Below are 23711 nucleotides of genomic sequence, written 5' to 3'. Positions count from 1 at the left end.
GCGCATCCACTGCTCGCGTGCAGCCGCGCGGATTACGTCGCGTTTCGACCCGCGTGGCAACGCAACGCCAGATCCGGCACGCTGGCAGAAACGGTTCGGTCAGGGATGAGGTGACTCACGTTGACTCTCAGCATCACGAGGACATTCGCCATGACATCCGCCAGCCCCACCATCGAAAACCTGCTCTCCGAGACGCGGCGATATCCCGCAACCGCCGAGTTTGCCGCGCAGGCCAACGTCGATGCCAGCTGGTGGGCGAAAGCGGATGCCGACCCCGTCGCATTTTGGGCCGAACAGGCGAAGCGGCTGGACTGGGCAACGCCCTGGCACACCGATCACAGCTGGCAGCCGGCCAAACGAGCGGATGCAGCGAGCGCCGCCACAGCGAATACGGCAACTACAGACACCGGATTATCCGACGCCCTCGCCATCCCCCGCGCCGAATGGTTCGCCGGCGGCACCCTCAACGTCGCGGTGAACTGCGTCGATCGCCACGTGGCAGCGGGCAAGGGTGACAAGGTGGCGTTCCACTTCGAGGGTGAGCCAGGCGACCGGCGCACACTGACCTACAGCGATCTGCAGAACGAGGTGAACAAGGCGGCCAATGCCCTGACCGCGCTCGGCATCGTGCAGGGCGACCGGGTGGTGCTCTACCTGCCTGTCATCCCTGAGACCATCATCATCACCCTGGCCATCGCGCGCCTCGGCGCCGTGCACTCGCTGGTCTTCGGCGGATTCTCGGCCGAAGCGCTGCGCTTTCGAGTTGAGGACACCGGCGCAAAGCTGCTGGTCACCACCGACGGCCAGTTCCGTCGCGGCGCGGCTGTACCGGTGAAGACCGCGGCCGACGAAGCCGTCGCCGGTGTCGCCTCCATCGAGCATGTGCTCGTCGTGCGGCGCACCGGAGAAGCGGGCGCCGATGTTCCGTGGACTCCCGGGCGCGACGTCTGGTGGCACGACGTTGTCGATTCGGCCTCCGAGCAGCACAAGCCGGAGTTCTTCGATGCAGAGACGCCGCTGTTCATCATCTACACCTCTGGCACGACCGGAAAGCCCAAGGGCCTCGTCCACACCAGCGGCGGATACCTCACCCATGCCTCGTGGAGCCACTGGGCGATCTTCGACGCCAAGGACGACGACGTCCACTGGTGCACGGCCGACCTCGCCTGGGTCACCGCCCACACCTACGTGCACTACGGGCCGCTCTCGAACGGAACGACGTCGGTGATCTACGAGGGCACACCGAACACGCCGCATCCGGCCCGTCACTTCGAAATCATCGAGCGCTATGGGGTCACGACCTATTACACGGCGCCGACGCTGATCCGCACCTTCATGACCTGGTTTCCGAATGGGCTGCCAGCCGAACACAACCTGTCGAGCATCCGCTTGCTTGGCTCGGTGGGTGAGGCGATCAACCCGGAGGCCTGGGTGTGGTTCCGCGACAACATCGGGGCCGGAACCGCGCCAATCGTCGACACGTGGTGGCAGTCAGAGACGGGTGCCGCGGTGATGGCACCGCTGCCCGGCGTGAGCACGTTGAAACCCGGCTCTGCCCTGCGCGCCATCCCCGGTCTCACGACGCGCGTCGTCGACGATGCCGGGGTGCAGGTGGCGAACGGCTCTGGGGGCTACCTCGTCATCGATGGCACCTGGCCGGGCATGGCCCGCACCGTCTGGGGCAACCCGGAGCGCTACCTGGACTCGTACTGGGCGAAGTTCGCGGAGCAGGGCTACTTCTTCTCGGGCGACGGCGCCAAATACGACGACGATGGTGACATCTGGCTGCTGGGGCGGGTGGATGACGTCATCAACGTGTCTGGCCACCGGCTCTCAACGATCGAGATCGAATCGGTGCTTGTCGCTCATCCCGCCGTCGGCGAGGCGGCGGCTGTCGGCGTCGAGGATGCCGTGACCGGCCAGGCCATCGCGGTCTTCGTCATCCCGTCGGATGCCTCGGTTCTCACCCACCCTTCGGACTCGGAGGCCACCACCGCGCTCGCCGCACGGCTGCGGGCGCACATCACCCGGGAGATCGGGGCCATTGCCAAGCCGAGGGAAATCTTCTTCGTTTCTGACCTGCCGAAAACCCGTTCGGGAAAGATCCTGCGACGTCTGCTCGGAAACCTGGTCGACCGGCGCCCCCTGGGCGACGTGACCTCACTGCAGGATGACGCCGTTCCTGGCCAGATCGCGGCAGTCGTGGCGGCGTCACGCGGCGACATCCGCTCGTAATTTCGGCGGCCCGGCACCCCGGCGAGTTGCGGCTGTTGAGTGTTACGCCCGGTTTCGTTGCCCGCAGACGAACTGCCCAGCACTGGATAACGTCGAAGAATCTTCCAGAACGATTGTTGATTCAGACCATGCCCATTCACACCGCATCTCGCCTGAGTGCAGACGCCGCAACGGCAACCGTCGCGCCCACGAACGCGTCCGTGCCTGCGTCCGTGCCTGCATCCGTGCCTGCATCTGTGCACGGCGCTAGCGGCGCAGCCGCGACCCCGGTCGACAACACCTCGTTCACGGTCGAGTTCGCCGGCGTCGGCCGGGTTTTCGCCACCGAGGCCAAACGTACGTCTGGTGCGCTGACCGTGTTGCAGGATGTCTCTCTCACCGTGAGTGCCGGCGAGATTCTCGCAATCCTCGGCACCAGCGGATGCGGCAAGTCCACACTGTTGCGGATTGCCGGCGGTCTCGACCGTCCGACATCCGGGCACGTCCTGCTCGATGGCACTCCGGTGAGTGGAATCGATCCGCGCTGCGCCGTCGGTTTTCAAGAACCGCGGCTGCTGCCCTGGCGCACCGTTGCCGACAACATCGCACTCGGCCTGCCACGCGGCACCGGTCGCGCGGCAGGTCAGGCACGCGTCACCGAGCTGCTCGACCTTGTCGGCCTTGCCGACTTCGCCGGGCATCGTCCTCGCGAGATTTCCGGCGGCATGGCGCAACGGGCGTCACTGGCCCGCGCGCTGGCCCGCAACCCCGGTGTGCTTTTGCTCGACGAACCGTTCGGCGCCCTCGATGCACTCACCCGGCTTAAGATGCAGGACCTGTTGCTTGAGGTGCATCAGGCGGCCCCGACAACTGTGCTGCTCGTGACGCACGACGTCGACGAGGCACTCCAGCTTGCTGACCGGATCATCCTGCTCGGACGCCCAGACGCCGAGAGTGCAGCCGGCATCCGACATGAAATCGTCGTACCTGGCCATCGCCCTCGCGACCGCGGTTCAGCCGAGCTCGCTGAGCTGCGGGCCGACCTGCTCGCCGGACTCGGCATCGACCGGCACAGCGGCGCCTAGCCAGAGCCACGCCGCATCCATCCCACACAGCATCCGCCCCACACAGCATCCCTCCCACACAGCGCCCCACCCAGCCGAGAGAATCCCATGACAACACGACGCGTGACAGCATCCGCCCTCATCGCCGCCGCAGCGGCCGTCAGCCTGCTGCTGACCGGCTGCGTTGCCGGTGAAAACCAGTCGGCCAACGCCGATGTCGCCTCCGAAGATGCCACCAGCACCCAGGGCGGCACCCTCAACATCGACTTCGCCACCTACAACCCGCTCAGCCTGGTGATCAAGGACCAGGGCTGGCTCGAGGATGCCCTCGCCGAGCAGGACATCACCGTCAACTGGGTGCAGTCAGCCGGCTCGAACAAGGCCAACGAAGCTCTGCGTGCCGGTGCGATCGACGTGGGTTCGACGGCGGGATCCGCCGCGTTGCTCGCTCGCTCGAACGGGTCACCCATCCAGGTGATCGATATCTTCTCCCAGCCGGAGTGGGCAGCCATCGTGGTTCCAGACGGCTCAGCGATCACCTCGGTCGCCGACCTCAAGGGCAAGCACGTCGCAGCGACCAAGGGCACCGATCCTTACTTCTTCCTGCTGCAGTCGCTCGAAGAGGCAGGCCTCACCCAGGACGACGTTGTGGTGGAGAACCTGCAGCACGCCGACGGCTGGGCTGCCCTGCAGAGCGGCGCCGTCGATGCCTGGGCCGGACTCGACCCGATCATGGCCGGAGCAGAAGAGGCCGGCGCCAAGCTCATCTACCGCAACGTCGACTTCAACAGCTACGGCTTCCTCAACGCTACCGAGACGTTCGTGAAAGAGAAGCCAGATGTCGCCCAGACCGTCGTCAACGCTTACGAGCACGCTCGCGAGTGGGCGCTGGCCAACCCTGAGCAGACCGCGCAGATCCTGTCGGATGTCGCGGGTCTCGACATCGCCGTCGCCACCAAGGTCATCACGGAGCGCACGAACCTCGACGTCGACAACGTTCCCGGAGACGCCCAGCTCACGGTGCTCACCACGATCGGCCCGATCTTCGTCGAAACCGGCGATGTTCCCAACCAGGCTCAGATTGACGACGCGCTGTCCAGCCTGATCAACCCGACCTTCGCCACGAAGGCCGACGCCTCGGCGATCAAGTAGTTCACGTGCGGGGCGGCACCCGCCGCCCCGCACTCACCCGCTGGATCCACGTCCAGCAGCGCCCTCGCTCGACAGGACCGGACCGATGACTGACACCAACGCCGCAGCGGATGCGCTCACGCTGTCTCTGGCGAACCCCGCTACCGCCGCGATCCCCGGCGCCGCACCCCAGGATCCCTCCCCTGCCGATCGCTCGCCCCTGGCGTTCAGTCGACGCCGCTGGGTCATCATCCTCGGCGGCCTGCTGCTGCCCGCGCTGATCCTCGCGGTCTGGCAGTTCGTCACGACGTCTGGCCTCGTGAGCACGTCGCAATTACCCTCCCCCGTGATGGTCTGGGAAGCCGGAGTCGACCTCTACAACCGCGGACAGCTCACCCTGTACGTTGCTATCTCAACCCAGCGGGTGCTGATCGGTTTCGCAATTGGAGCCAGTCTCGGTCTGGCCCTCGGCGCGCTCGTCGGCCTCTCCCGTGCCGCAGATATCCTGCTGGCCCCGAGCCTCGGTGCGATCCGGGCCGTGCCGTCACTGGCCTGGGTGCCCCTACTGCTGCTCTGGATCGGGATCGGCGAAGACTCCAAGATCACCCTCGTCGCGATCGGCGCATTCTTTCCCGTCTACACGACAGTCGCGCAAGCGCTGCGACACGTCGACGCGCAGCTCGTTGAGGCCGGCCGGGCATTCGGACTGGGCGGCGTGAAGCTGTTCACCACGGTGCAACTGCCCGCGGTCGTTCCGACAGTGATTTCCGGCCTGCGGCTCGCGCTCGCGCAGTCCTGGTTGTTCCTGGTGGCCGCCGAACTTCTGGCCGCGTCGATGGGCCTCGGGTTCCTGCTGACCGAATCGGGCGGCAACGGCCGGATCGATCGCATCCTGCTCGCCATCGTGCTGCTAGCCGTGCTCGGCAAGATAACGGATGCCCTGATCGGCGTACTCGAACGCTGGGCGAACAAGCGCTGGGCGTAGCGCGTGGCGGACGAACGGCGAGTGCCGTCGCCCTAGGCTGAACGACATGCGATTCGGACTTTTTGTACCCCAGGGCTGGCGACACGACCTCGTTGGCATCGAACCGGCCGAGCAGTGGGCCGCCATGAGCGGGCTGGCTGCCCATGCGGATGCCGGCCCCTGGGAATCGATCTGGGTCTACGACCACTTCCACACCGTGCCGGTGGCCACCGAAGAAGCCACCCACGAAGCCTGGACGCTGATGGCCGCCTTCGCCGCGACCACCTCCCGCGTGCGCCTCGGCCAGATGTGCACGTGCATGAGCTATCGCAACCCGGCGTACCTCGCGAAGGTCGCCGCCACTGCCGACCTCATCTCGGGCGGACGCATCGAAATGGGCATCGGCGCCGGCTGGTACGAGCACGAGTGGCGTGCGTACGGCTACGGATTCCCGCGCGCCGGTGAACGCCTCGCCCGCCTCGACGAGGGCGTGCAGATCATGAAGCAGGCCTGGACAACAGGTACCGCAACCCTCGACGGCGAGCACTATCAAGTGGATGGCGCCATCGTGCGGCCACTCCCGTTGCAGCAGGGCGGCATCCCGATCTGGATCGCCGGCGGCGGCGAAAAGGTGACGCTGCGAATCGCGGCCCAGTACGCGGACTACACGAACTTCGACGGCTCAGCCGAGGGCTTTGCGCACAAGAGCGCCCTGCTGCGTGGACACTGCGAGGCACTCGGTCGTGACTTCGACAGCATCACCCGTTCGGCCAACTACAACACCATCATCGCCGCGACCGAGGCTGAAGTCTCTGAGCGCATTGACGCCATCGAGGCGCGCGTGACGCCATACCTCGGCGCAGAGAAGGCCACCGAATTCGTGTCCGAATACCGTAGCGGCACGGCGATTGGCGTCGGCACCCCCGAGCAGGTCGTCGAGCGATTGACCGAACTCAAGGGGCTGGGTCTCGGCTACGCGATCCACTACTTCCCCGAGGCGGCATACGACCGCAGCGGCATCGAGCTGTTCGAGCGCGAGGTTATGCCGGCATTGCAGTAGGCGGCGTGGCCGGAGCTGCCGGTGGCGAGGCCATCCCGGTCCGCGCCGTGGTTTTGAACGCCGGCGTACCGGCGAGGCGTCCTCCGTCGACGGACAGAACAGTGCCCGTGACGAACGACGCAGCGTCGGAACAGAGCCACACCGCGGCATCCGCTACGTCTCTGGCCGTACCGACGCGTCCCAACGGCACAGCGGCGGCCACGTTGGCCAGCGCCTCATCGCTCGCCGAGGCGAGGCGATCGGTGAGTATTGGCCCTGGCGCAATCGCATTCACACGGATACCGGCCGCCGCGTAGTCGAGAGCGGCCACTTTGGTCAGTCCCCCGATGCCGAATTTGCTCGCGACATACCCGGCAAGCCCGGCTACACCCTGCTCGCCCGCTGTGGATGACAGGTTGACGATCGCTCCGCCGCCCTCGCGCTCCAGCATCAGCTCCAGCTCGTATTTCAGGCTGAGGAAGGTGCCGCGCAGGGTGCTGTCGATCGAGCTGTCGAATTCGGCATTGGTCCAGTCTCCGAGCGGTGTCGGAAGATGGCCGCCCCCTGCAGCGTTGTTCACAGCAATGTCGAGGCGTCCGACCCGACGACGAACCTCGGCAAGCAGGCCGCGCACCGATTGCTCGCTGGTGACATCCGCAACCAGGGCGACAGCGACACCGCCGTGCGCCCTGATGTCAATCACTTGCGAGGCGAGCGCAGCCTCATCACGGGCGGCAAGCACAACGGATGCCCCAGCTGCAGCCAGGGCCCCGGCGATCGCGGCCCCTATGCCTCGGCTGGCCCCGGTGACAAGTGCCACCTTGCCGCTGAATGCGCCAGACCAGTTGGGGCGCCCCGGGGTGACGATAGGTGTCGATGCAGTGTTAGTCATGATCTACTCCTCGAAATCAGCTGACTCCCGAGTGAGTGGATCGGCAAGCTCTCTGCTCTGCGACTACGGGTCTCACCCCCGTTGACAGCGGAGCAAAACCATCGAACATTGACATGCCTGTCAAGGTAGAATTGCCAACACGCAGCCCCGTGCGGCACCGGATGAGAGGTGGAATCCGTGAAGATCGGCGAATTGTCTGAGCGCACCGAGGTTTCACCCCGACGGCTGCGCTATTACGAGGAGCAGAACCTGCTGGAGTCGAGCCGAGAAAGCAACGGCTACCGCGATTATGCGGAGTCAGCTGTCGATCGCGTGGTTCAGATCCGCGGACTCATCGATGCCGGAATCCCCACGGCACTGATCAAGGACATGATCCCGTGTCTGCGCGGCAAGCAGTCGATTCACGTGGAGCGCATCACGCCGGAGATGATCGAGACGCTCAACCAGCGTCGCGACCAGCTGGCCCGCAAGATCGAATGCCTCACCAAAAATCATGACGCCGTCGATGCTTATCTCGCCGAGGCGGTGAAGGCGCTGCACTAACGACGCTGCAGGCGTCCTAGAAAGCCAGCGCACACCCTGAGCGCAACGACGACCGCGCTGTTTGGGCCGGTGTCAGCCCAGTCTCGTGAGCCAGAGCTCCGAAAGCGCCACGCTGGGGGCAGAAGTGAACTCCGGCGCACAGTGTCCGATTTCGGTGCGACCACCACCATCCTCAAGCGGGAGTGGGTTCACCTCGAGCATCGCGAGCGCTCTGCGGCAGGGAATCGCGAGCAGGTCACCGACAACGATGTCAGCAGGCAACGTGACAGTTCCGCTAACCGTATGTTCCTCCCCCGCACCCGCGCGCATGCCAGCGCCAGCAAGATGAATCTGGGCAACCTTCGCAGTCGACGCCCGACCGATCAGTCGGGTCTGGGCAAATTCAAGTTGCAGGCCGGCCAGGCGCGCGTCGAGTGATACGCGCAGCGCGCCATCTGCTGCAGGCATCACGCTGGTGACTCTGGCCACAATGACACTTGCCCGTTCAGTCGATGACGGCCGCCCGCCCGAGCAGGGGATGACGGCAGCCGCGGTGTGCACCGAGGGGGTTCCGCACAGATCAGCGACACGCAACAGCGAGACACCTGAAACGAAGACGTCGGTGGTGGTTGCGTGGCTGAGCTCCGGCCAAGCGTCGAGATCGAGCGGATCGGGGATGCTGCGGCGCAGCGAGGGCAGAATGCGGGTGAGGGTCACGTATTCACCACGTGCGAACGCGGGAGCAGAAGCGGGTCATGGCTCAGTTCTACGCCGCATCGCTTCGAGTGACACCGATTATTACGGAAGCCATACGGTGACGCCGCTGAACCTCATGGAATCTTTACGGAGAGCGCTGGAGCGTTACACCTTGCCCGGCAATTCGTGCCGGGTTCGCGTCCCAATCTGACTCACGTTGCCAGCGTCATCACGGCGATCGCGATTGTGACACCAACGTGATCGCGACATCAGTTTGTCGCTGCAAATCCGCGCCGCGAACCCAGCACCACTGCACCACTGATTACGACCAGACCGAGGGCGACCCATGGCACCGTGCCCTCCCCTGCGGCATCGAGAACCATACCGCCCACGAAGGCTCCTCCGGCGATCGCACCGTTCCACGCTGTGACAATCAGCGATTGGGCGACATCCGCTGACGCTCCGGCCACCCGAGCGGGGGCGTTCTGCAGTAGTGAGGGCGCCCCACCGTACGCAGCTCCCCACAAACCGACAGCAATGATCGTTGCAATCGGACTCTGACCGAGCACGCCCAGGGTGATCATTGCCAGCCCGAGGGCAGCGGATGCCGTTATCACCAGCATCCGAAGCTGCCTGTCGATGAGGATGCCGACAACGACAAGCCCCGCGATGGCGCTTACCCCGAAGACCAACAAGACGATATCGAGATGGTCGGACCAGCCCGAAGCTCGCATCAGCGGCGCGACATAGGTGTAGGCAACGTTGTGACCAAGCACGAATGTGAGGGTGACCGCCAGGATCGCAATGATTCCGGGGGTACGCAGCACCTGTCCGAGCGTCGCGTGGCCTGCTTTTCGCTCGCCGGGAAACTGTGGAACCGAAACAAGCACCCACACGATTGCCACGAGGGTCACCGCGGCGATCATGCCGAAGACCAACCTCCAGCCAATGGCGGCTCCGAGCAGGGTACCGAGCGGCAGGCCAAGCGCGAAGGCAATCGGGGTGCCGGCCATGGCGATTGAGAGCGCGCGGCCCGATTGCGCAGGTGGCACCATCCGCATCGCGTAGCCGGCCATCATCGCCCAGAGCAGCCCGGCGAGCACTCCGCCGAACACGCGGGCGATGAGGATGACCGTATAGCTATCCGACAGCGCGGTGATGATGTTTACCACCATGAAGCCGAGCGCAAGCCCGATCAGCAGAGTGCGGCGCGGGATAGCTCGGGTGGCGGCAATAAGCGGGATTGCAGTCAGCGCCGTGGCCAGAGCGTAGACGGTCACCAGCTGACCGATCTGAGATTCTGAGACGCCGAGCGATCCGCTCATCTGGGGCAGTAATCCCGCCGGCAGCGTTTCGGTGAGCACGGCGAGGAAAATGATCGAGGCCAAGGCGAGCAGACCGCTCAGGGGCAGGCGAGTGGACGTCACTGGGCTGGCAGATGCAGAAGGGCTGGCGAATGCAGTCCCGACAGTTTCGACGGGGGATGTACACGGTGCAGAAGGAGGCATAGTGGCAGTCTGCAACCTTGACGCTTATGTGAAGGTCAAGGTCAGCTCTCGTCCCCGAGGCACGCTGGCTGACTCTCTCACTGCGCCAGTCGGTTTAGTCGCGTGATCAGGATGGCGTCAGTTTCGGCTGCAATACTTAATGCTGACAGCGGCGCAATTCCGGCCGCACCGTCCCGCGTACACGAACGAGGGCTGGGTTGCCCCAGCCGTGTCGTGTCACAGAAACTGGCGCCATGTCCAGCACTACCTCGCCAGCTTCGTCGGCACCTGATTCGACGCCTGAATCTCCCGTGACGTCGACATCCGCGCCCGCACACTCCGAACCCTCGTTCCTCGAATGGGACGAAGCAGGCACCCACCACCGTGCACTCTGGCGTTCGGAGGGCGGCTGGCCGGTTCCGTCTCGTGTCGCCATCGCCGATGACACCACCACAGCGGATGCCGCTTATCGCCTCGTGAAATCGGGCACGGCGCTGCTCTGGTGCGGCGACTTCAACAATGCGCGTCAGCTGCTGAGCGCGCTTGCGCGCCGCGTCGAGCAGCGGAAGCCCCATGCGCGTACCGATCTGACTGCGGCCTTCCACACCCATCGAACGGATGCCCTCACGCGCGCACGCCTGCTCGGGATGCTGCTCGTTCCGCTCGATGCCGGCTACGTCGTTCCGCTTCGCCGGGCACCGGATGTGCACGCTGCGTGTATCGAAACGTTCGGAAGCGCCGATTTATCGGTGGATTCGGTGCTGTCGCTACGCGAGCTGCTTGGCGTGATCGGTGCCCACGAATGGCGCACCAAGGGCGTGTATGTCGAGGCTCTCGGTACGAGCATCCACCCGCACTACGGTGTGTTCTCGCCGATCCGCGGTGAGTACCTGGATCTGGTCGCATCGGCACCACTGCCTGCTGCAGTCACTGGTGCCACGGCCAGCACTGGCGACGCTGCCGGCGGCACTGCGTTTGATATCGGGTCTGGCACCGGCGTGCTGGCCTCGATCCTGGCTACCCGTGGCATCCGTCAGGTTGTCGGCACCGATCTCGACGAGCGCGCCATCGCCTGCGCCCGCGAGAATGTGACCAGGCTCGGCCTTGACGATCGGGTCCAGGTCGTGCGCGCTGACCTCTTTCCGGAGGGAAGCGCCGACCTCGTCGTCTGCAACCCGCCGTGGATCCCGGCCCCCGCAGCGACGTCGGCCGACCATGCCGTGTACGACCCAGACAGCCAGATGCTGCACGGCTTCCTCTCCGGCCTGGCCGAGCACCTGAATCCGGGTGGCGAGGGCTGGCTGATCATCTCCGACATCGCTGAGCGACTGGGGTTGCGCTCCCGCGACGAGCTACTCGACCTGATCGACGCATCCGGTCTCGACATTGTCGCGCGCCTCGACACGCGGCCCACCCATTCCCGGGCTTTCGACGCCACCGACCCGCTGCATACGGCGCGGGCGGCCGAGGTCACCTCGCTCTGGCGGCTGCGCGCGGTCTGATCCGCTGGTCTGATCTGCTGGTCTGTCGGCCCAAATCCACGCCTCGAGTGAAGGCATCCGAGCACGAGTCAGTGGATGAACGCCAGCAGCACCCCGACGGCCACGAACAGCACGCCGAAAATTCGATTGAGTACCCGCTGGCCCCTGGCATCGCGGGTGAACCGCTGGAACGACCGCGCCGCCGCGGCGAAGAAGAACCACATCACGAGGATGTCGATGGTTACGACGGTGCCGGCGACCACCAGATACTGAGGCCAGAGCGGCTGATCGAGCCGAATGAACTGCGGCAAAAACGCCAGGAAGAACACAATCGCTTTGGGATTGAGCAGATTCACCCACAACCCGCGGCGGAACATCGACCAGGCGGACTCATTGCGCAACGCCTCGACGCTCTCCTCATCAACCTGCGGCGTGCTGAGGAACTGACGGATACCGAGGTACACGAGGTACGCGGCCCCGGCATAGCGGATGACATTGAAGGCAACCGGCGAGCTGGACACCAGCACGCCGACCCCAAGCGCGACAACAATGATGTGCAGGATCAGGGCTGCCTGCTGGCCCAGGATTCCCCAGAGCGAGCGACGGAACCCCGAGACAAGCGCATTACTCATCGTGTTGATCGCCCCGGCACCCGGCGTGAAGCTGATGAGGGTGCCGGCTCCGAGCAGGGCGAGCCAGAGTGAGAATTGCACGAACCAAGCCTAGGGTGCGCCGTGCGCCCCCGCGTGGGATCGCCGCGACGCAAGAACAGCGGCGTCGACATCCGCCTGACGCAACATCTGCGCGCTCCCACGCAGCAAAACGCGGCTGAATCCTCGTTAGGCTGAAGAAACGCGCACATTGCGTACATTGCGTACATTGTCGTACCCACGCATGCGGGGCGACCAATCCTTGAGGACGGGAGGTTCCCATGTCGAATTACATTGCAGAAGCACTGGTCGGTGAGCCCGAGGTCGTCGAGGATGCCCGCGTCCTCGCTCGCGATGTCGAGAAGAGTCCGGCCTGGCTGCGTCTCAAGGAGACGGCCACCGCCCTGCAGTCTCTGCAGGAGCAGAACGGCTCGATTGCGGATGCCGCGACGCCCGGATCCGAGATCAACATAGAGGCCACCGCCCTCGTCAAGACACTCACGGACGCGATCACTGAGCTCGCCCCACTGTTCCCTTACGATGCCGCCTACCTCGATGCCCTCGTCGTGGACTTCACGCGCTGGGCAGCCGGCGCAGACACTGGCGCAGACATCGACAGCACACCGCCATTTGGCGTGCCCGATTTCTACGACTCGCTGATGGCCTTCCAGCCACAGCAGCACCGCGCTGACGGCATCCGTCACCTGGTCGTGTTCCCGATGTACACGCAGAACGGCAGCACCAATCGGTTCGTCGAGGCCGTGCTGGTCGAGGTGATCTGGCCGGAGTTCATCGGCGAGCTGGAAGAGGAGTACACGAACAAGCTGTTCGTGCCCATCCGCTTTCTCGATTTCACGCCGGGCTACGACACCAACTCGGCAGTGCTGTTTCCCGAGACTGTCGCGATGCGCGAGATTCCGACGTTCACCTGGGGCGCGATCTTCCAGGATCGCGAGGCTGCCCGGTTCCGTCGAGTCGTGCGCGCCGCGGCCGAGATCACGCGTCTCGACCTGCCGGAGGATGCGGCAACCATGCTCGACGACCAGCACCTCACCGAGGAAATGTTCGTCATGTGGGACCTCATCCACGACCGCACGCACATGCGCGGCGACCTGCCGTTTGACCCGTTCATGATCAAGCAGCGGATGCCGTTCTTCCTCTATTCACTCGAGGAACTGCGCTGCGACCTCACCGCCTTCCGCGAATCGGTGAAGATCGAGCGCGACGAGAACGCCAGCCCCGAGGCCCGTAAGCACGCCAAGCTCGTGCAGTACGGCGTGATCTTCGACCGGATCTTCCGATTCGCGATCACCGGCAGCCGCGTGCGTAACTACGACGGACTCGGTGGCCAGCTGCTGTTCGCGTGGATGCACCAGCATCACGTGCTGCACTGGACAGACACCAGCCTCAGCTTCGACTGGGAGGCGGTTCCGGATGTCGTCATCGCGCTCGGCGCCCAGATCGACGAGCTGTACTGGCGGTCGATCGACCGCCCGAAGAAGGCACACTGGCTGGCTGCCTACGCGATGCTCACCGAAACCCTCACGCCGAATCCCGCATCCGTGTGGGCGCGCGGCTTGAGCGACGAGGTGCTCGCCGGGCCCCCGAAGGGCTACACGGATGCCGTGCTCGACGACGAATTCCCGCTGTCGATGTTCTTCGAAGCACTCGACAAGAGGATGAAGCCCGTCATCGAATCCACCATTGGAATCACCGGCCGTGACTAACGTGCGTCGTGCTGTCGCTGGTCGCACCGTGCTCGTAGCCGGTGCGACCAGCGCTGCTGGCATCGCCGTCACCTCTGCATTGTCGGTAGCTGGTGCGAGAGTGATCGCAGTCGGCTCCAACGCCGGCCGCTTGCAGACGTTGCGTGATCAGGTACCCGACGCGATCACGCACGTCTGCGATCTCAGTTCGTTTGACGCAGTGACAGCTCTGGCCGAGACCCTGCATGCCGATGCCCTCCGTGAGGGTTGGGGCCAGATCGACGGGCAGAGCCAGAGCGACGGGCGAGCGCAGATCGACGGCCTCATCCATCTGGTGGGCGGATGGCGTGGTGGCGGCGGGCTGGCCGGTCAGAGCGACGAGGATTGGGGCTTCCTGCATCGCAACGTCGTCACGACATTGCGAAATACCACCCGCGCTTTCAACAACGACCTGCTTGTCTCGCCGGCCGGGCGCCTCGCCATCGTGTCGAGCGTGTCAGTCGACAAGCCGGCTCCGGGTGGCGCCAACTATGCGGCGGCGAAGGCCGCGGCTGAAACCTGGACCAGGGCTGTCGGACAGGGGTTCGCCAAGGCCGGCCGCGATTCTGACGACGGTACAGCGCGTGCCGCAGCCGTGATCTTCGTGGTCCGCGCGCTGGAGGGCCTTGAGGGCGAGCTCGCCGAGAGCGTCGTCGGCCTGTGGGACGCCGAAGCGGCATCCGTCAACAACACCCGCGTGCGGCTGGGCGGTTAGGCGGCGGGCCGGGGATGCAGTGCGCTGCGCTCCCCGACCCGCCCTCTCCGCCGCTACCGTGCCGCGTGGGCCAGCAGCGCTCGTCCGAGTACGTGGGCCAAGGGAGTTCGACCAAGCTGCTCGCGCACCCGGAACGTCGTCAGGGTGACCTCGCCGTCGCTCCACGCGATGGTCGCTGTCGTGGTGGCCGCCCCGCGCAGCCAGCCGGAGAAGATTGCCGAGTGCACGTCGGCCGGTCGCATCGGTGCCGGGATCCCGGTGATGACGAACTCGCCGAGCAGGTCTTCGTAGGCGATACCGAGCAGCGGGCCACCGGGAAGCTCTGCGAATGCTCCCTCCTTACGCAACCATTCCTGGCGCGGCACCCAGTCCCCATCGCCCGTGCGTGGCCCGAGCTTGGCGGCAGGAAGGTAATCAAAGGCGTCGCCGAGCGCGCCGTGCTCTTCGGCCAGTACAAGTACACGTCCACCACTTCTGGCGTGTGCTTGTGCTCGCGCATCAAACGCACGGGTGACGAACACCGCTGTGCGGTCGATGTCGTGCTCGCCAGAGTCCGCAGCAGCGGTAGCGACCTGCCACCCCAGGGCCCGAATCCAGTCGACCACGAGGTCATCGGAACCGATGAGGGTCCGGGCAAGTTCTGGTCGTTCGTCGGCGAGGACGACGATGAAGGCCGCATCCCGCGCGATCAGGGTGCCGTTCCACCACACCTCGGCCGCGACCTCGCATTCAGAGGGCGTATCGGGGAGCACCACCGTGACGACGCTCTCCTCGCGCAGTGTGAGATCGACCGGCCGCGACGATACCGTCTCGCCCGCGACGATGATCCGGAGTTCGGCATCTCCCGTGGCGTAGCCGGCGATCGGTCGGGGCGGAACGATGTCCAGCGTCACAGCAAGCTCGGATCCGCCGAGTACCGAATAGGTATCTGGCCTGAGCACGACGGCGACATCACCGTTGATGAGACGAAAGTCCTCGTTGAATTCCTTGGGTCGCCGGTTCATGTCGAGCAGCCCATTGGCCTCCCACTGCACGTCGCTGAGCTGCGTCAGCACGTAGCCAGAGATAGAACCATGACGGCGGATGGAGCCGGTCTGGTAGCGGTTGGCCACCATCTGCGCGTGGTGGAGGGCCGAGATGAGCTGCATCCACGAACCGAAGACTCGATCAAGACCCAGCGACTCGAATCGCCCCATGAGACCGGTGCCTTCTGCGGCGCCGAACGCCCAATCAGCCCCGGCCGCGAACCACCAGGGTTCTGACCAGTCAGACGCGTACTGGTCACGAGCGTATGGCAGGCCCCAGTTGCCGAATTCCGACAGGAGTAGCGGTTCGGCGCCCGATCGCTCGGCATCACCGAAGGGGCTGTACGTCCAGTCAGGGCGCCCAGCGAACTCGGCGATCACGTCGTCCCACGCAATACGGCTCTCGGGAATGCCCCGATAGATGTGAAAGTCGTCGAGGTCACTCTTCACATGGAAGTGGGGCTCGCACGCCGAGTTGTCCACCACGAGAGACTGCGGCACCAGAGCCTTCACGTCATCGAACGTCTCCCGCAGCCAGGCGCGCTGCCCGGCATCCCGCAGGTCGATGCCCCATGACTCGTTCATCACTGTCCAGATCACGATCGACGGATGATGGCCATCCAGCTCGATCAGTTCGGTGAGCAGCGCGGCGCCCTCGCGCGCGCCCCGTTCTGTCATGGTCAGCCAGCTGGGCAGCTCTGTCCAGACCAGCATTCCGAGCCGATCAGCGATCTCGTAGTAGCGATGATCCGGGCGCTTGATATGGCAGCGCAACATGTTGAAGCCCAGGCGACGAGCCTCGATGAACAGCGCTTCGAGAGCCTCCGTCGATTCCGGGATCGTCGAACTGCCCGGGTGATAGTCCTGATCGAGCACAGCCCTAATCTCAATGGGTTCGCCATTCAGGAATACTTCGCTGTCTCGAGCTGAGAAGGTGCGGAAGCCCGTCGTGCGTGTCTGGCGATCGACGCCGGTGTCGGATGCGAGTTCGACCGTGACGTCGTACAGGTTCGGGGCGTCGAGCGACCAGAGAACCGGCCCGTCGACGATGTGGGTGATGGTTGCGTTCTGCACTCCATCGACGAGCGTCAGAGTACTCGTGGCTGCACCCTCTGCTGCATCGCCACACACGGTTGTGCTGAGCGTCAGTTGCTGGCCGCTGACGGCCGGTTCTGCGAGCCGCACGTCGACCGATAGGGCCCCGCTCTCGGCATCAGCACGCACCACCAGCGCCGTGAGGTGTTGGTGGTGGCGTTGTTCCAGGACGACCGACTGCCAGATGCCGGCTCCCGTGCCGTACCACGTCTGCTTTCCGTGCGGCACTTCAGCGGCGCTCGGAGTCCCTGCATCTCCGGTCTCCGGCGGATAGCTGACGATGACCTCGAGCTCATTGTCTGCGCCCCATACGATTGCGTCGGTCACATCGAGGTCAAATGGCGTCCATCCCCCGACATGCTCGCCGACGGCGACACCGTTCACTGACACGCTCGCCGCATAGTTGACGCCGCCAAAGCCGAGCATCAGCTTCTGGCCGGATGTCCAGTCAATCGGCAGCCGGAAGGTGCGCGAATAACGCACCGTCTCGTGCGAGTCTTCGAAGCCAGGAACCTGGATCGTCCAGGGCCCCGGCACCCGCACATTCACCAGTCCTTGACCCAGTGCCGAGCTGGATGTCGGCAGAGTGAGGGCCCACTCGCCGTCAAGGTTGAGAGACGGGCGGCTTGTTTCGGTCATGCGTGTGAGCTCCTCTTACAGATGAGGCCTGCGGTGCGACAACCGCACCGCAGGCCTCGACTTCGTGCGTTTGGCGACTACTTGCTGATGATCTGTTCGACGCGGGTCTGTGCTTCGGTCAACGCCGCACTGATGTCCTTGTCATTCAGCCACGTGGCCTCGATCTGCTCACGGATGGCATCCTCAACCGACTGCCAGCCCTGGATGTGCGGAACCTGGCGGGCGTTGTTCAACGCGGTCTCGACATAGTTCTCGCGCTGGATAGCGCCCTTGTATGCCTCGGATTCCAGCACTGACACGCGTGAAGACATGTGCCCGGTAGCGACGGCCCAGACCTCGGTGTTGTCATAGAGGTACTTGGCGAACTCAAGCGAAGCGCGGTACTGCACGGCGTCATCGTCCGACTGACGCGGCATTACCCACGTGTGCGACGCTGCCCAGGCGGCCGGCTCCGTGTACAGCGTGGGGAAGTCAGCGACCTGGTAGGTGAACGGTGCTGTCGTCGCGTACTCATTGACGACCCAGGTGCCGTTCATCAACATTGCGGAGTCACCCTTGAGGAACTGCGCTGTCGATCCGCTGTAGTCGATTGTCGGGTCTGCATAACCCTCGTCGATGAGGGTGTTGATGAACTCGAGTGCCTCTACAGCCTCAGGAGTGTCCAGGTTGACCGTCTTGCCGTCTTCTGAAATCACTTCGCTGCCCTGCTGGTTGACGAGGGTCGAGAACAGACGCCAGCCCATCGGGTCGTTGGCGAATGCTACGGAGATGAAGTATTTGCCGGTCTTTTCTTTGACGGCCTTGGCCGATTCGAGGAACTCCGCGGTCGATGTCGGGAGTTTCGGGCTTCCGTCGGCGTTGACCAGGCCGGCCTGGGTGAACAGGTCGACGTTCACGTGCGCCAGGATTGCGTGCAGGTCGAATGGCACGCCGTATACGCCACCGTCCCATTCGACGCCTGAGCGAGCAGCATCGCTCGCATCGTCGAGATCGATGCCGACTTCAGCCGGGTCGAATTCAAGCAGCACGTTGCGCGCGGCATAGTCCGGAATCGCGTAGCCGTGCAGGTTGGCGATGTCGGCTGGAGCCTTGCCTGCGACGCTGGCGTTGAAGGCGTCATAGTACGACGCCCATTCACTGCCACCCAGGCGCTCAACGGTGATCCCGAATTCGTTTTCAGCGTTGAACTTGTTCGTGAGGATCTGGATGGCTTCGCACTCTGTGGTGGCCAGCGTAGTGTCGGTCACCCCATCGGTCGTCTCTTCACACTCGCCGAACATCCGCGCCATCTGAATGGTCGTGCCGTCGAGCTGGGCCGGGGTCACCGCCGCGATTTCATCCATAAGATCGGCTGTGCTTGCTGCGCCTGAGCCGCCAGAGCAGCCAGCCAACAGCAGCGATGCTGTGGCAATGGACACCGTTGTCATTGCTAACTTCATGGTTCTCATGAAGGATCTCCTTTTATGTGAGTAGTGCATTTGTTGTGTGAGTGGTGCGAAACCCGACGGCGCTGCGCCATCGAGCGAGAGAAAGTCGAAACCTATTTGTCGCCGCTGGTCAGCGCGATGCCGCGAATCAGATGGCGTTGGAACAGCACGAAGACAATGAGCAGAGGCAGACTGCCCATGGTTCCCCTGGCCATCAACGAGCCGAGTTCGGTTGCCTGGGCAAAGTTGCCCTGCAGGGAGGCAAGACCTGTCGTGATGGTGAACATCTCACGCTGCGTTGCAGAGACCAACGGCCACAGGTAGTCATTCCAGGTCTGCACGAAGGTGAAGATGCCGAGGGCGACCATCGACGGCCTGGCCAGCGGCAGCATCAGCGAGAAGAAGGTGCGCCACGGTCCAGCGCCGTCTACGCGAGCGGCCTCCTCGATTTCATCTGGCACCTTGGAGAAGAACTGGGTCATCAGGAAGACGCCGAGCGGGGCCGCGAGCCGCGGAAGGATCAGCGCCTCGTATGAGTTGTGCGCATCGGCGTCGGCGAACATCGTGAACAGGGGGATGAACATCGCCTCCTTCGGGATCATCAGCCCGGCGAGCACGCTGGCGTAGACGATCACCTTGCCCTTGAACTCGATCTTGGCGAATGCGTAGCCGGCCATCGCACACAGGAAAACGGTGAGCAAGGTGGTGACGACCGACACGATGATGCTGTTCAGGAACCATCGACCCGTGAGACCGACTTGAAAGACGCCAAGGAAGTTATCGAAGGTGATGGCAGGCGGGATGAGCTTGTTCGTCTCCACCGCGAGAAGGTCGTTCGGGGTGAGCGCCAGCGACACCATCCACAGGGCGGGGATCAGCCACACCACACTCGCCGCGATCATCAGCACGTGATAAACGGTGGTTCTGGTCAGGTGGCGGGCTGTCGGTGCGCGGCGAGCCCGAGGGGCAGGCGTCGCAGCCGCTGCCGTCGCGTTCTCTGGGCGGCTTCGTTCTCTCTGAATCGTTGAGGACATGCGTGATTACCTTTCGCGCCCGATGGTCTTGAACTGGATGACAGAGACGACGAGCATGACGACAAAGAGGAAGATTGAGACGGTGGAGGCGTAGCCGAGCTCCAGATCACGGAACCCTGCTTCATAGATGTGCTGGATGAGCACCCGCGTTGCTCCGCCCGGTCCGCCGCTTGTCATGATGTTGACCTGGCCGAACACCTGGAACGACGCGATCACCTGGGTGATCACCACCAGGATCAGCACGTGCTTGAGGCCGGGGATGGTGATGTTGACGAACTTCTTCCAGGCCCCGGCTCCATCGAGGGATGCCGCTTCGTAGAGCGTCTTGTCGATATCCTGCAGGCCGGCGGCGAAGAGCACCAGGTTGAAGCCGACCGTCCACCAAACGGTGGTGATGATGATGCCGGCCATCGCGAAGGACGGGTCGGAGAGCCAGGCAATCGGTGCGATTCCGAAGTTGGCGAGGAACGGAGCAAGGAGACCCTTGTCGGGAGAGAGAAAGTAGCTCCAGATCAGCGTTGCTACCGAAACGGGCAGCACATAGGGCAGGAAGAACGCCATCTGGTACAGACCTGCTCCGCGACGTCCGCCCTGCAGCGCCAGCGCCATCAGCAGGCCAAGCCCAGCGATGATGGGAGTGGACACCACAGTGAACAGCAGGGTGTTTCGGAACGCGACCCAGAAACTGGGATCGTTCCAGATGCCACCTTCGCCCGGGTGGAAGCCAAGCACGATGGCGAGTAGCACCGCACCGGCTACGGCAACGATGCGAGAGACGGAGATACGCCGTTCCCTGATTGGCCGCACCAAGAGCCAGCCGACCACCGCAAGGATGGCGACCCGCCACAGGAACATGTGACCAAGGCTCCACGTCATTGACGTGCCCCACAGCATCCGCTCGTAGTTACCGAGCCCGATCCACTCTCGGGTGTATCCGAGAAGGTCCCAGTCGAAGCCGCTCATGAAGATGGCCTGGAGCACCGGGTAGATGATGAAAATCGCATAGATGGCCAGGAAGGGACCGGTGAACATCAAGCCGTTTTTGAGCGACCCTCGTGCATGCTGAGCTTTCCGCGCCACGACCGACTCCTAAATTGCCACGTTGCAAACTGTAAACAACAGAGACTGTGGCACAGCGCTAGAAACGTTGTCAAATCTTTGGTCGCTCCCGACACCGCGACGGTTTGCACGCGGTGCCCCGATGAGCCACGATGAGTCCATGGCGCGAAAGCTGGACGAAGTAGCACGGCTTGCCGGGGTGTCGCCACGCACGGTTTCCAACGTGGTGAACAACTTCGAGCATGTACGACCGGCGACCCGCATCCGTGTACAGCAAGCGATCGAGCAGCTGGGATATCGGCCGAATATCAGCGCGAGGCGGCTCCGCCAGGGCCGCACCGGCGTGCTCGGGCTTGCGGTTCCCGAGCTGTCGCAGCCCTACTTCGCCGAGCTGAGTGAACTGATCGAGCGTGCGGCACAGGAGCGCGGCTACACCGTGATGGCCGGGCAAACCGGCGGCTCACTCGCCCGCGAGATCGGCATCCTGCAGGACTTCAATTCCCACACCGTCGATGGCCTCATCCTCAGCCCGATGAGCATGTCGGCTGCGGATCTGCGAGACAACCTGCCCGGTGTACCCGTGGTGCTGATCGGCGAGCAGATCTTCAACGAAGATTTCATCGACATCGCCATCGACAACGTCCAGGCCGTACGTGACCTCACTGAGCACCTCATCTCGACAGGACGTTCACGGATCGCCGCCCTCGGCGCATTCAGCTCGCCCGGGTATCGCAGCGCGAGCTTGCGACTAGATGGCTATCGCGCCGCACTCGAGGCCAATGGAATCGTGTTCGATGATTCGCTTGTGCTCTACACCGATGAGTACGGGCGGGAGGCGGGGCGTGCAGCGACCGCCCGCGCCATAGCCGCCGGCGTCGAGATGGATGCCGTCGTCTGCTTCAGCGACGTCCTCGCGATGGGCGCACTCCGCGCATTTGCAACCGCGGGAATCACGGTGCCAGACCAGGTCGCAGTGGTGGGCATGGACGACATCGAGGAGTCGGCATTCAACGTTCCATCGCTGACCACGATCTCGCCGAACAAGGATGCGATCGCCACGAATGCAGTGAGCCAGCTCATTCAGCTCATCACCGATCCAGAGTCGGACACCGCCGACATCGACTGCTCGTACACGCTCGTCGTGCGTGAAAGCTCGACTGCGGCTTCTGCCAGCACACCCCAGGTTCGACTGGGCGAGTAACGCTACTGATAATCCGCTCGATCTGACATAGTGCCGCTACCCCCAGTTCGGGCCTGGATCGGTGGTCGCGACCATCCGACCGCTAAGCTCGCGGCGGAGCTTTTCGGAACAGTGTGTAGCGTTCTTGTTTCATCAGTCTCCATTTGACGAGAATTCTGCACAGTGGATGAGGACCCCAGAAACGTGAAAACGACTCCCCCCAGCGGCCTGCGCCGCATCGCCGCCCTCGGCCTTGGCCTCGCCATGGTCGGCGGGCTCTCCCTTGTGGCCGCGGCGCCCGCGTCGGCTGTTCCCGAGACCTATTCCGCAACCGGCACAGTCTTTGGTTTGGGGGGCACACCCCTCGGAGGAGCTGAGCTCACGATCGACGGTGGTTCCCCCTCGGTCACCGACGCTGACGGCGCGTTTGCCCTGTCGGTAGAACCGGGTACCCACGACCTGGAGATCGCTGCAGCCGGGTACATCACTCTGGCATCTTCACTCGACATGCCGAGCGCGAACATCGTCCTCGGCCCGTACAACCTTCAGGTCGTCGAGCCAGAAGCTCCTGCGCAGTTCTCGATCAATGGCGTAGTCACAGCCAAGGATGCCAACCCGGCATTCGCCCCCCAGGTATTGCTCAACGGTGTTGATGGATACTCCGGCAGCTACGTCGAGGTTGACGCAGCCGGAAAGTTCACGATCCCGAACCTCGCCCCTCGCGCCGACTATTCGCTGACGATTTCTGCAGACGGATACGGAACCCAGGTCAAAACTGTCCCCGTCGTTGACGCGGATGTCCCTGTATCGATCGAGCTGCTGCCATTCATGAGCACCGGCACCGTCACGATCTCCGGCACCCACGCCGTGGGCAGCACGCTCACCGCCACGCCGGCCGGCTGGCCTGCAGGCACAACCTTCACCTACGCATGGGGTGCCGTCGGCCCACACGCCCAGAACTCCGGTGACATCCAGGGCGCAGAAGCATCCACCCTGCTCGTGACCGCAGACACCGTGAACAAGCGAATCTGGGTTCAGGCCATCGGCCACCTTGACGGCTTCGCAGACGGATATTCTGACCCCGCATTCACCACTGCCCCTCAGCTGGCGACAGCAAGCGCGCCGGTCGCTGACTCATCCGAACTAGCAGCGTTCCTGGCGAACAACGGCTCCACGCCGTCGTCCCAGACTTCCGTCGGCCTGCCGGCTGACGCGCTGAACCCCGCCATGAGCTACACCGCCAACGTGCCGTTTGCGGGATCGGACAGCTTCGTCGACGCCTACCTCTACTCGTCACCGATCAGCGTCGGCACCTTCCCCGTTGTGAACGGCGTCGCCCAGATCACCCTCAGCCCCAGCGTGCTCAGCCAGCTGGCCGCTGGTGCGCACACTCTCGTTGTGGTCGGACAGTTCACCGGTGCCGTGTCGAGCGTCGAAATCAGTGTCGCTGCGGCGAGCGCCTCCGCATCGCTCGCAGAGACCGGATTCAACGCCGTTGTGCCTTTTGGTGCAGCCGCGCTGTTCCTGCTGCTGGGCGCCGGACTGCTGCTGCGTCGTCGTCGCCTGCACGCTTAGTCTGCTGATTCGATGAAGGGCACGGCCGAATGGCTGTGCCCTTCTTCGTGCACTCCCCCGAGCGACGGATCCGGCAC

At 64.1% G+C, this 23711-nt stretch carries 19 protein-coding genes; 11 read left to right on the top strand and 8 right to left on the bottom strand.

The genetic code is table 11. The features are described 5' to 3' along the window. Nucleotides 1–150: 150 nt before the first annotated feature. The 5 genes from acs (at nucleotide 151) to ACMT3I_RS12240 (ending at nucleotide 6433) form a co-directional block, all read left to right on the top strand. Nucleotides 151–2235, top strand: a complete 2085-nt coding sequence (gene acs / locus ACMT3I_RS12260; protein ID WP_414804768.1) for an acetate--CoA ligase — start codon at nucleotides 151–153, stop codon at nucleotides 2233–2235. Between the two features lie 128 nt (nucleotides 2236–2363). Beyond that, on the top strand, nucleotides 2364–3299 hold the full coding sequence (locus tag ACMT3I_RS12255) for an ABC transporter ATP-binding protein (RefSeq protein ID WP_414804767.1): 936 nt from the start codon (nucleotides 2364–2366) through the stop codon (nucleotides 3297–3299). Between the two features lie 87 nt (nucleotides 3300–3386). Continuing rightward, nucleotides 3387–4430 carry an aliphatic sulfonate ABC transporter substrate-binding protein gene (locus ACMT3I_RS12250; protein WP_414804766.1) on the top strand — a complete coding sequence of 348 codons (1044 nt, stop codon included), beginning with the start codon at nucleotides 3387–3389 and terminating at the stop codon, nucleotides 4428–4430. A gap of 85 nt (nucleotides 4431–4515) precedes the next feature. Then, a complete protein-coding gene (locus ACMT3I_RS12245) occupies nucleotides 4516–5394 on the top strand; it encodes an ABC transporter permease (protein ID WP_414804765.1) in 879 nt (292 codons plus the stop codon). A 46-nt stretch (nucleotides 5395–5440) separates the two neighbouring features. Next, nucleotides 5441–6433, top strand: a complete 993-nt coding sequence (locus ACMT3I_RS12240) for an LLM class F420-dependent oxidoreductase (protein ID WP_414804764.1) — start codon at nucleotides 5441–5443, stop codon at nucleotides 6431–6433. Here ACMT3I_RS12240 and ACMT3I_RS12235 read toward each other — a convergent pair. Continuing rightward, entirely contained in the window at nucleotides 6414–7304 is an 891-nt protein-coding gene (locus tag ACMT3I_RS12235; protein WP_414804763.1) for an SDR family NAD(P)-dependent oxidoreductase, read from the bottom strand. The genes ACMT3I_RS12240 and ACMT3I_RS12235 overlap by 20 nt on opposite strands. 177 nt (nucleotides 7305–7481) lie before the next feature. On the opposite strand from ACMT3I_RS12235, the gene ACMT3I_RS12230 reads away from it, so the two are divergent. Continuing rightward, the gene (locus ACMT3I_RS12230) at nucleotides 7482–7847 is read left to right on the top strand and encodes a MerR family transcriptional regulator (protein WP_414804762.1); all 366 of its coding nucleotides are present in this window, start codon (nucleotides 7482–7484) and stop codon (nucleotides 7845–7847) included. Between the two features lie 72 nt (nucleotides 7848–7919). Here the strand turns inward: ACMT3I_RS12230 and ACMT3I_RS12225 are convergent, their stop codons facing one another. Next, nucleotides 7920–8543: a hypothetical protein gene (locus ACMT3I_RS12225; RefSeq protein WP_414804761.1), complete on the bottom strand. Its 624-nt coding sequence runs from the start codon at nucleotides 8541–8543 to the stop codon at nucleotides 7920–7922. A gap of 248 nt (nucleotides 8544–8791) precedes the next feature. Continuing rightward, complete coding sequence (locus ACMT3I_RS12220) at nucleotides 8792–9949, bottom strand: MFS transporter (protein ID WP_414804760.1); 1158 nt, start codon at nucleotides 9947–9949, stop codon at nucleotides 8792–8794. Between the two features lie 314 nt (nucleotides 9950–10263). Between ACMT3I_RS12220 and ACMT3I_RS12215 the strand changes: the two genes are divergently transcribed. Beyond that, entirely contained in the window at nucleotides 10264–11511 is a 1248-nt protein-coding gene (locus ACMT3I_RS12215) for a methyltransferase (RefSeq protein ID WP_414804759.1), read from the top strand. A gap of 68 nt (nucleotides 11512–11579) precedes the next feature. Here ACMT3I_RS12215 and ACMT3I_RS12210 read toward each other — a convergent pair whose 3' ends face one another. Next, a complete protein-coding gene (locus tag ACMT3I_RS12210; RefSeq protein WP_414804758.1) occupies nucleotides 11580–12203 on the bottom strand; it encodes a LysE family transporter in 624 nt (207 codons plus the stop codon). A gap of 218 nt (nucleotides 12204–12421) precedes the next feature. Between ACMT3I_RS12210 and ACMT3I_RS12205 the strand changes: the two genes are divergently transcribed. Together ACMT3I_RS12205 and ACMT3I_RS12200 are read left to right on the top strand one after the other, a co-directional pair. Then, nucleotides 12422–13867: a DUF6421 family protein gene (locus ACMT3I_RS12205; protein ID WP_414804757.1), complete on the top strand. Its 1446-nt coding sequence runs from the start codon at nucleotides 12422–12424 to the stop codon at nucleotides 13865–13867. After that, entirely contained in the window at nucleotides 13860–14600 is a 741-nt protein-coding gene (locus tag ACMT3I_RS12200) for an SDR family NAD(P)-dependent oxidoreductase (protein WP_414804756.1), read from the top strand. Before ACMT3I_RS12205 ends, ACMT3I_RS12200 begins: the two co-directional genes overlap by 8 nt. A 53-nt stretch (nucleotides 14601–14653) precedes the next feature. On the opposite strand, the gene ACMT3I_RS12195 is transcribed toward ACMT3I_RS12200, so the two are convergent. From ACMT3I_RS12195 to ACMT3I_RS12180, 4 genes are all read right to left on the bottom strand, one after another. Continuing rightward, the gene (locus ACMT3I_RS12195; protein ID WP_414804755.1) at nucleotides 14654–17359 is read right to left on the bottom strand and encodes a glycoside hydrolase family 2 protein; all 2706 of its coding nucleotides are present in this window, start codon (nucleotides 17357–17359) and stop codon (nucleotides 14654–14656) included. Nucleotides 17360–17436: 77 nt separating this feature from the next. Next, entirely contained in the window at nucleotides 17437–18807 is a 1371-nt protein-coding gene (locus ACMT3I_RS12190; protein ID WP_414804754.1) for an extracellular solute-binding protein, read from the bottom strand. A gap of 92 nt (nucleotides 18808–18899) precedes the next feature. After that, nucleotides 18900–19820, bottom strand: a complete 921-nt coding sequence (locus tag ACMT3I_RS12185) for a carbohydrate ABC transporter permease (RefSeq protein ID WP_414804753.1) — start codon at nucleotides 19818–19820, stop codon at nucleotides 18900–18902. A gap of 6 nt (nucleotides 19821–19826) precedes the next feature. After that, a complete protein-coding gene (locus ACMT3I_RS12180; RefSeq protein WP_414804752.1) occupies nucleotides 19827–20900 on the bottom strand; it encodes a carbohydrate ABC transporter permease in 1074 nt (357 codons plus the stop codon). Nucleotides 20901–21039: 139 nt separating this feature from the next. Here ACMT3I_RS12180 and ACMT3I_RS12175 point away from each other — a divergent pair, with 139 nt between their 5' ends. After that, complete coding sequence (locus ACMT3I_RS12175; protein WP_414804751.1) at nucleotides 21040–22080, top strand: LacI family DNA-binding transcriptional regulator; 1041 nt, start codon at nucleotides 21040–21042, stop codon at nucleotides 22078–22080. Between the two features lie 183 nt (nucleotides 22081–22263). Then, nucleotides 22264–23634, top strand: coding sequence for a carboxypeptidase-like regulatory domain-containing protein (locus ACMT3I_RS12170; protein WP_414804750.1), 1371 nt, complete (start codon nucleotides 22264–22266; stop codon nucleotides 23632–23634). Nucleotides 23635–23711: the final 77 nt, after the last annotated feature.

The organism is Leifsonia sp. A12D58 (assembly GCF_047530025.1).
Classification (GTDB): domain Bacteria; phylum Actinomycetota; class Actinomycetes; order Actinomycetales; family Microbacteriaceae; genus Cryobacterium.
Note: the sequence above shows the minus strand (reverse complement) of the source record. Positions and strands in the feature narration are given on the sequence as shown.

Coding starts and splice junctions, on each gene's coding strand:
- ACMT3I_RS12235 (WP_414804763.1), bottom strand. CDS start 7,304: ATGACTAACACTGCATCGACACCTATCGTCACCCCGGGGCGCCCCAAC.
- ACMT3I_RS12240 (WP_414804764.1), top strand. CDS start 5,441: ATGCGATTCGGACTTTTTGTACCCCAGGGCTGGCGACACGACCTCGTT.
- ACMT3I_RS12190 (WP_414804754.1), bottom strand. CDS start 18,807: ATGAGAACCATGAAGTTAGCAATGACAACGGTGTCCATTGCCACAGCA.
- ACMT3I_RS12255 (WP_414804767.1), top strand. CDS start 2,364: ATGCCCATTCACACCGCATCTCGCCTGAGTGCAGACGCCGCAACGGCA.
- ACMT3I_RS12175 (WP_414804751.1), top strand. CDS start 21,040: ATGGCGCGAAAGCTGGACGAAGTAGCACGGCTTGCCGGGGTGTCGCCA.
- ACMT3I_RS12250 (WP_414804766.1), top strand. CDS start 3,387: ATGACAACACGACGCGTGACAGCATCCGCCCTCATCGCCGCCGCAGCG.
- ACMT3I_RS12185 (WP_414804753.1), bottom strand. CDS start 19,820: ATGTCCTCAACGATTCAGAGAGAACGAAGCCGCCCAGAGAACGCGACG.
- ACMT3I_RS12215 (WP_414804759.1), top strand. CDS start 10,264: ATGTCCAGCACTACCTCGCCAGCTTCGTCGGCACCTGATTCGACGCCT.
- acs (WP_414804768.1), top strand. CDS start 151: ATGACATCCGCCAGCCCCACCATCGAAAACCTGCTCTCCGAGACGCGG.
- ACMT3I_RS12195 (WP_414804755.1), bottom strand. CDS start 17,359: ATGACCGAAACAAGCCGCCCGTCTCTCAACCTTGACGGCGAGTGGGCC.
- ACMT3I_RS12205 (WP_414804757.1), top strand. CDS start 12,422: ATGTCGAATTACATTGCAGAAGCACTGGTCGGTGAGCCCGAGGTCGTC.
- ACMT3I_RS12245 (WP_414804765.1), top strand. CDS start 4,516: ATGACTGACACCAACGCCGCAGCGGATGCGCTCACGCTGTCTCTGGCG.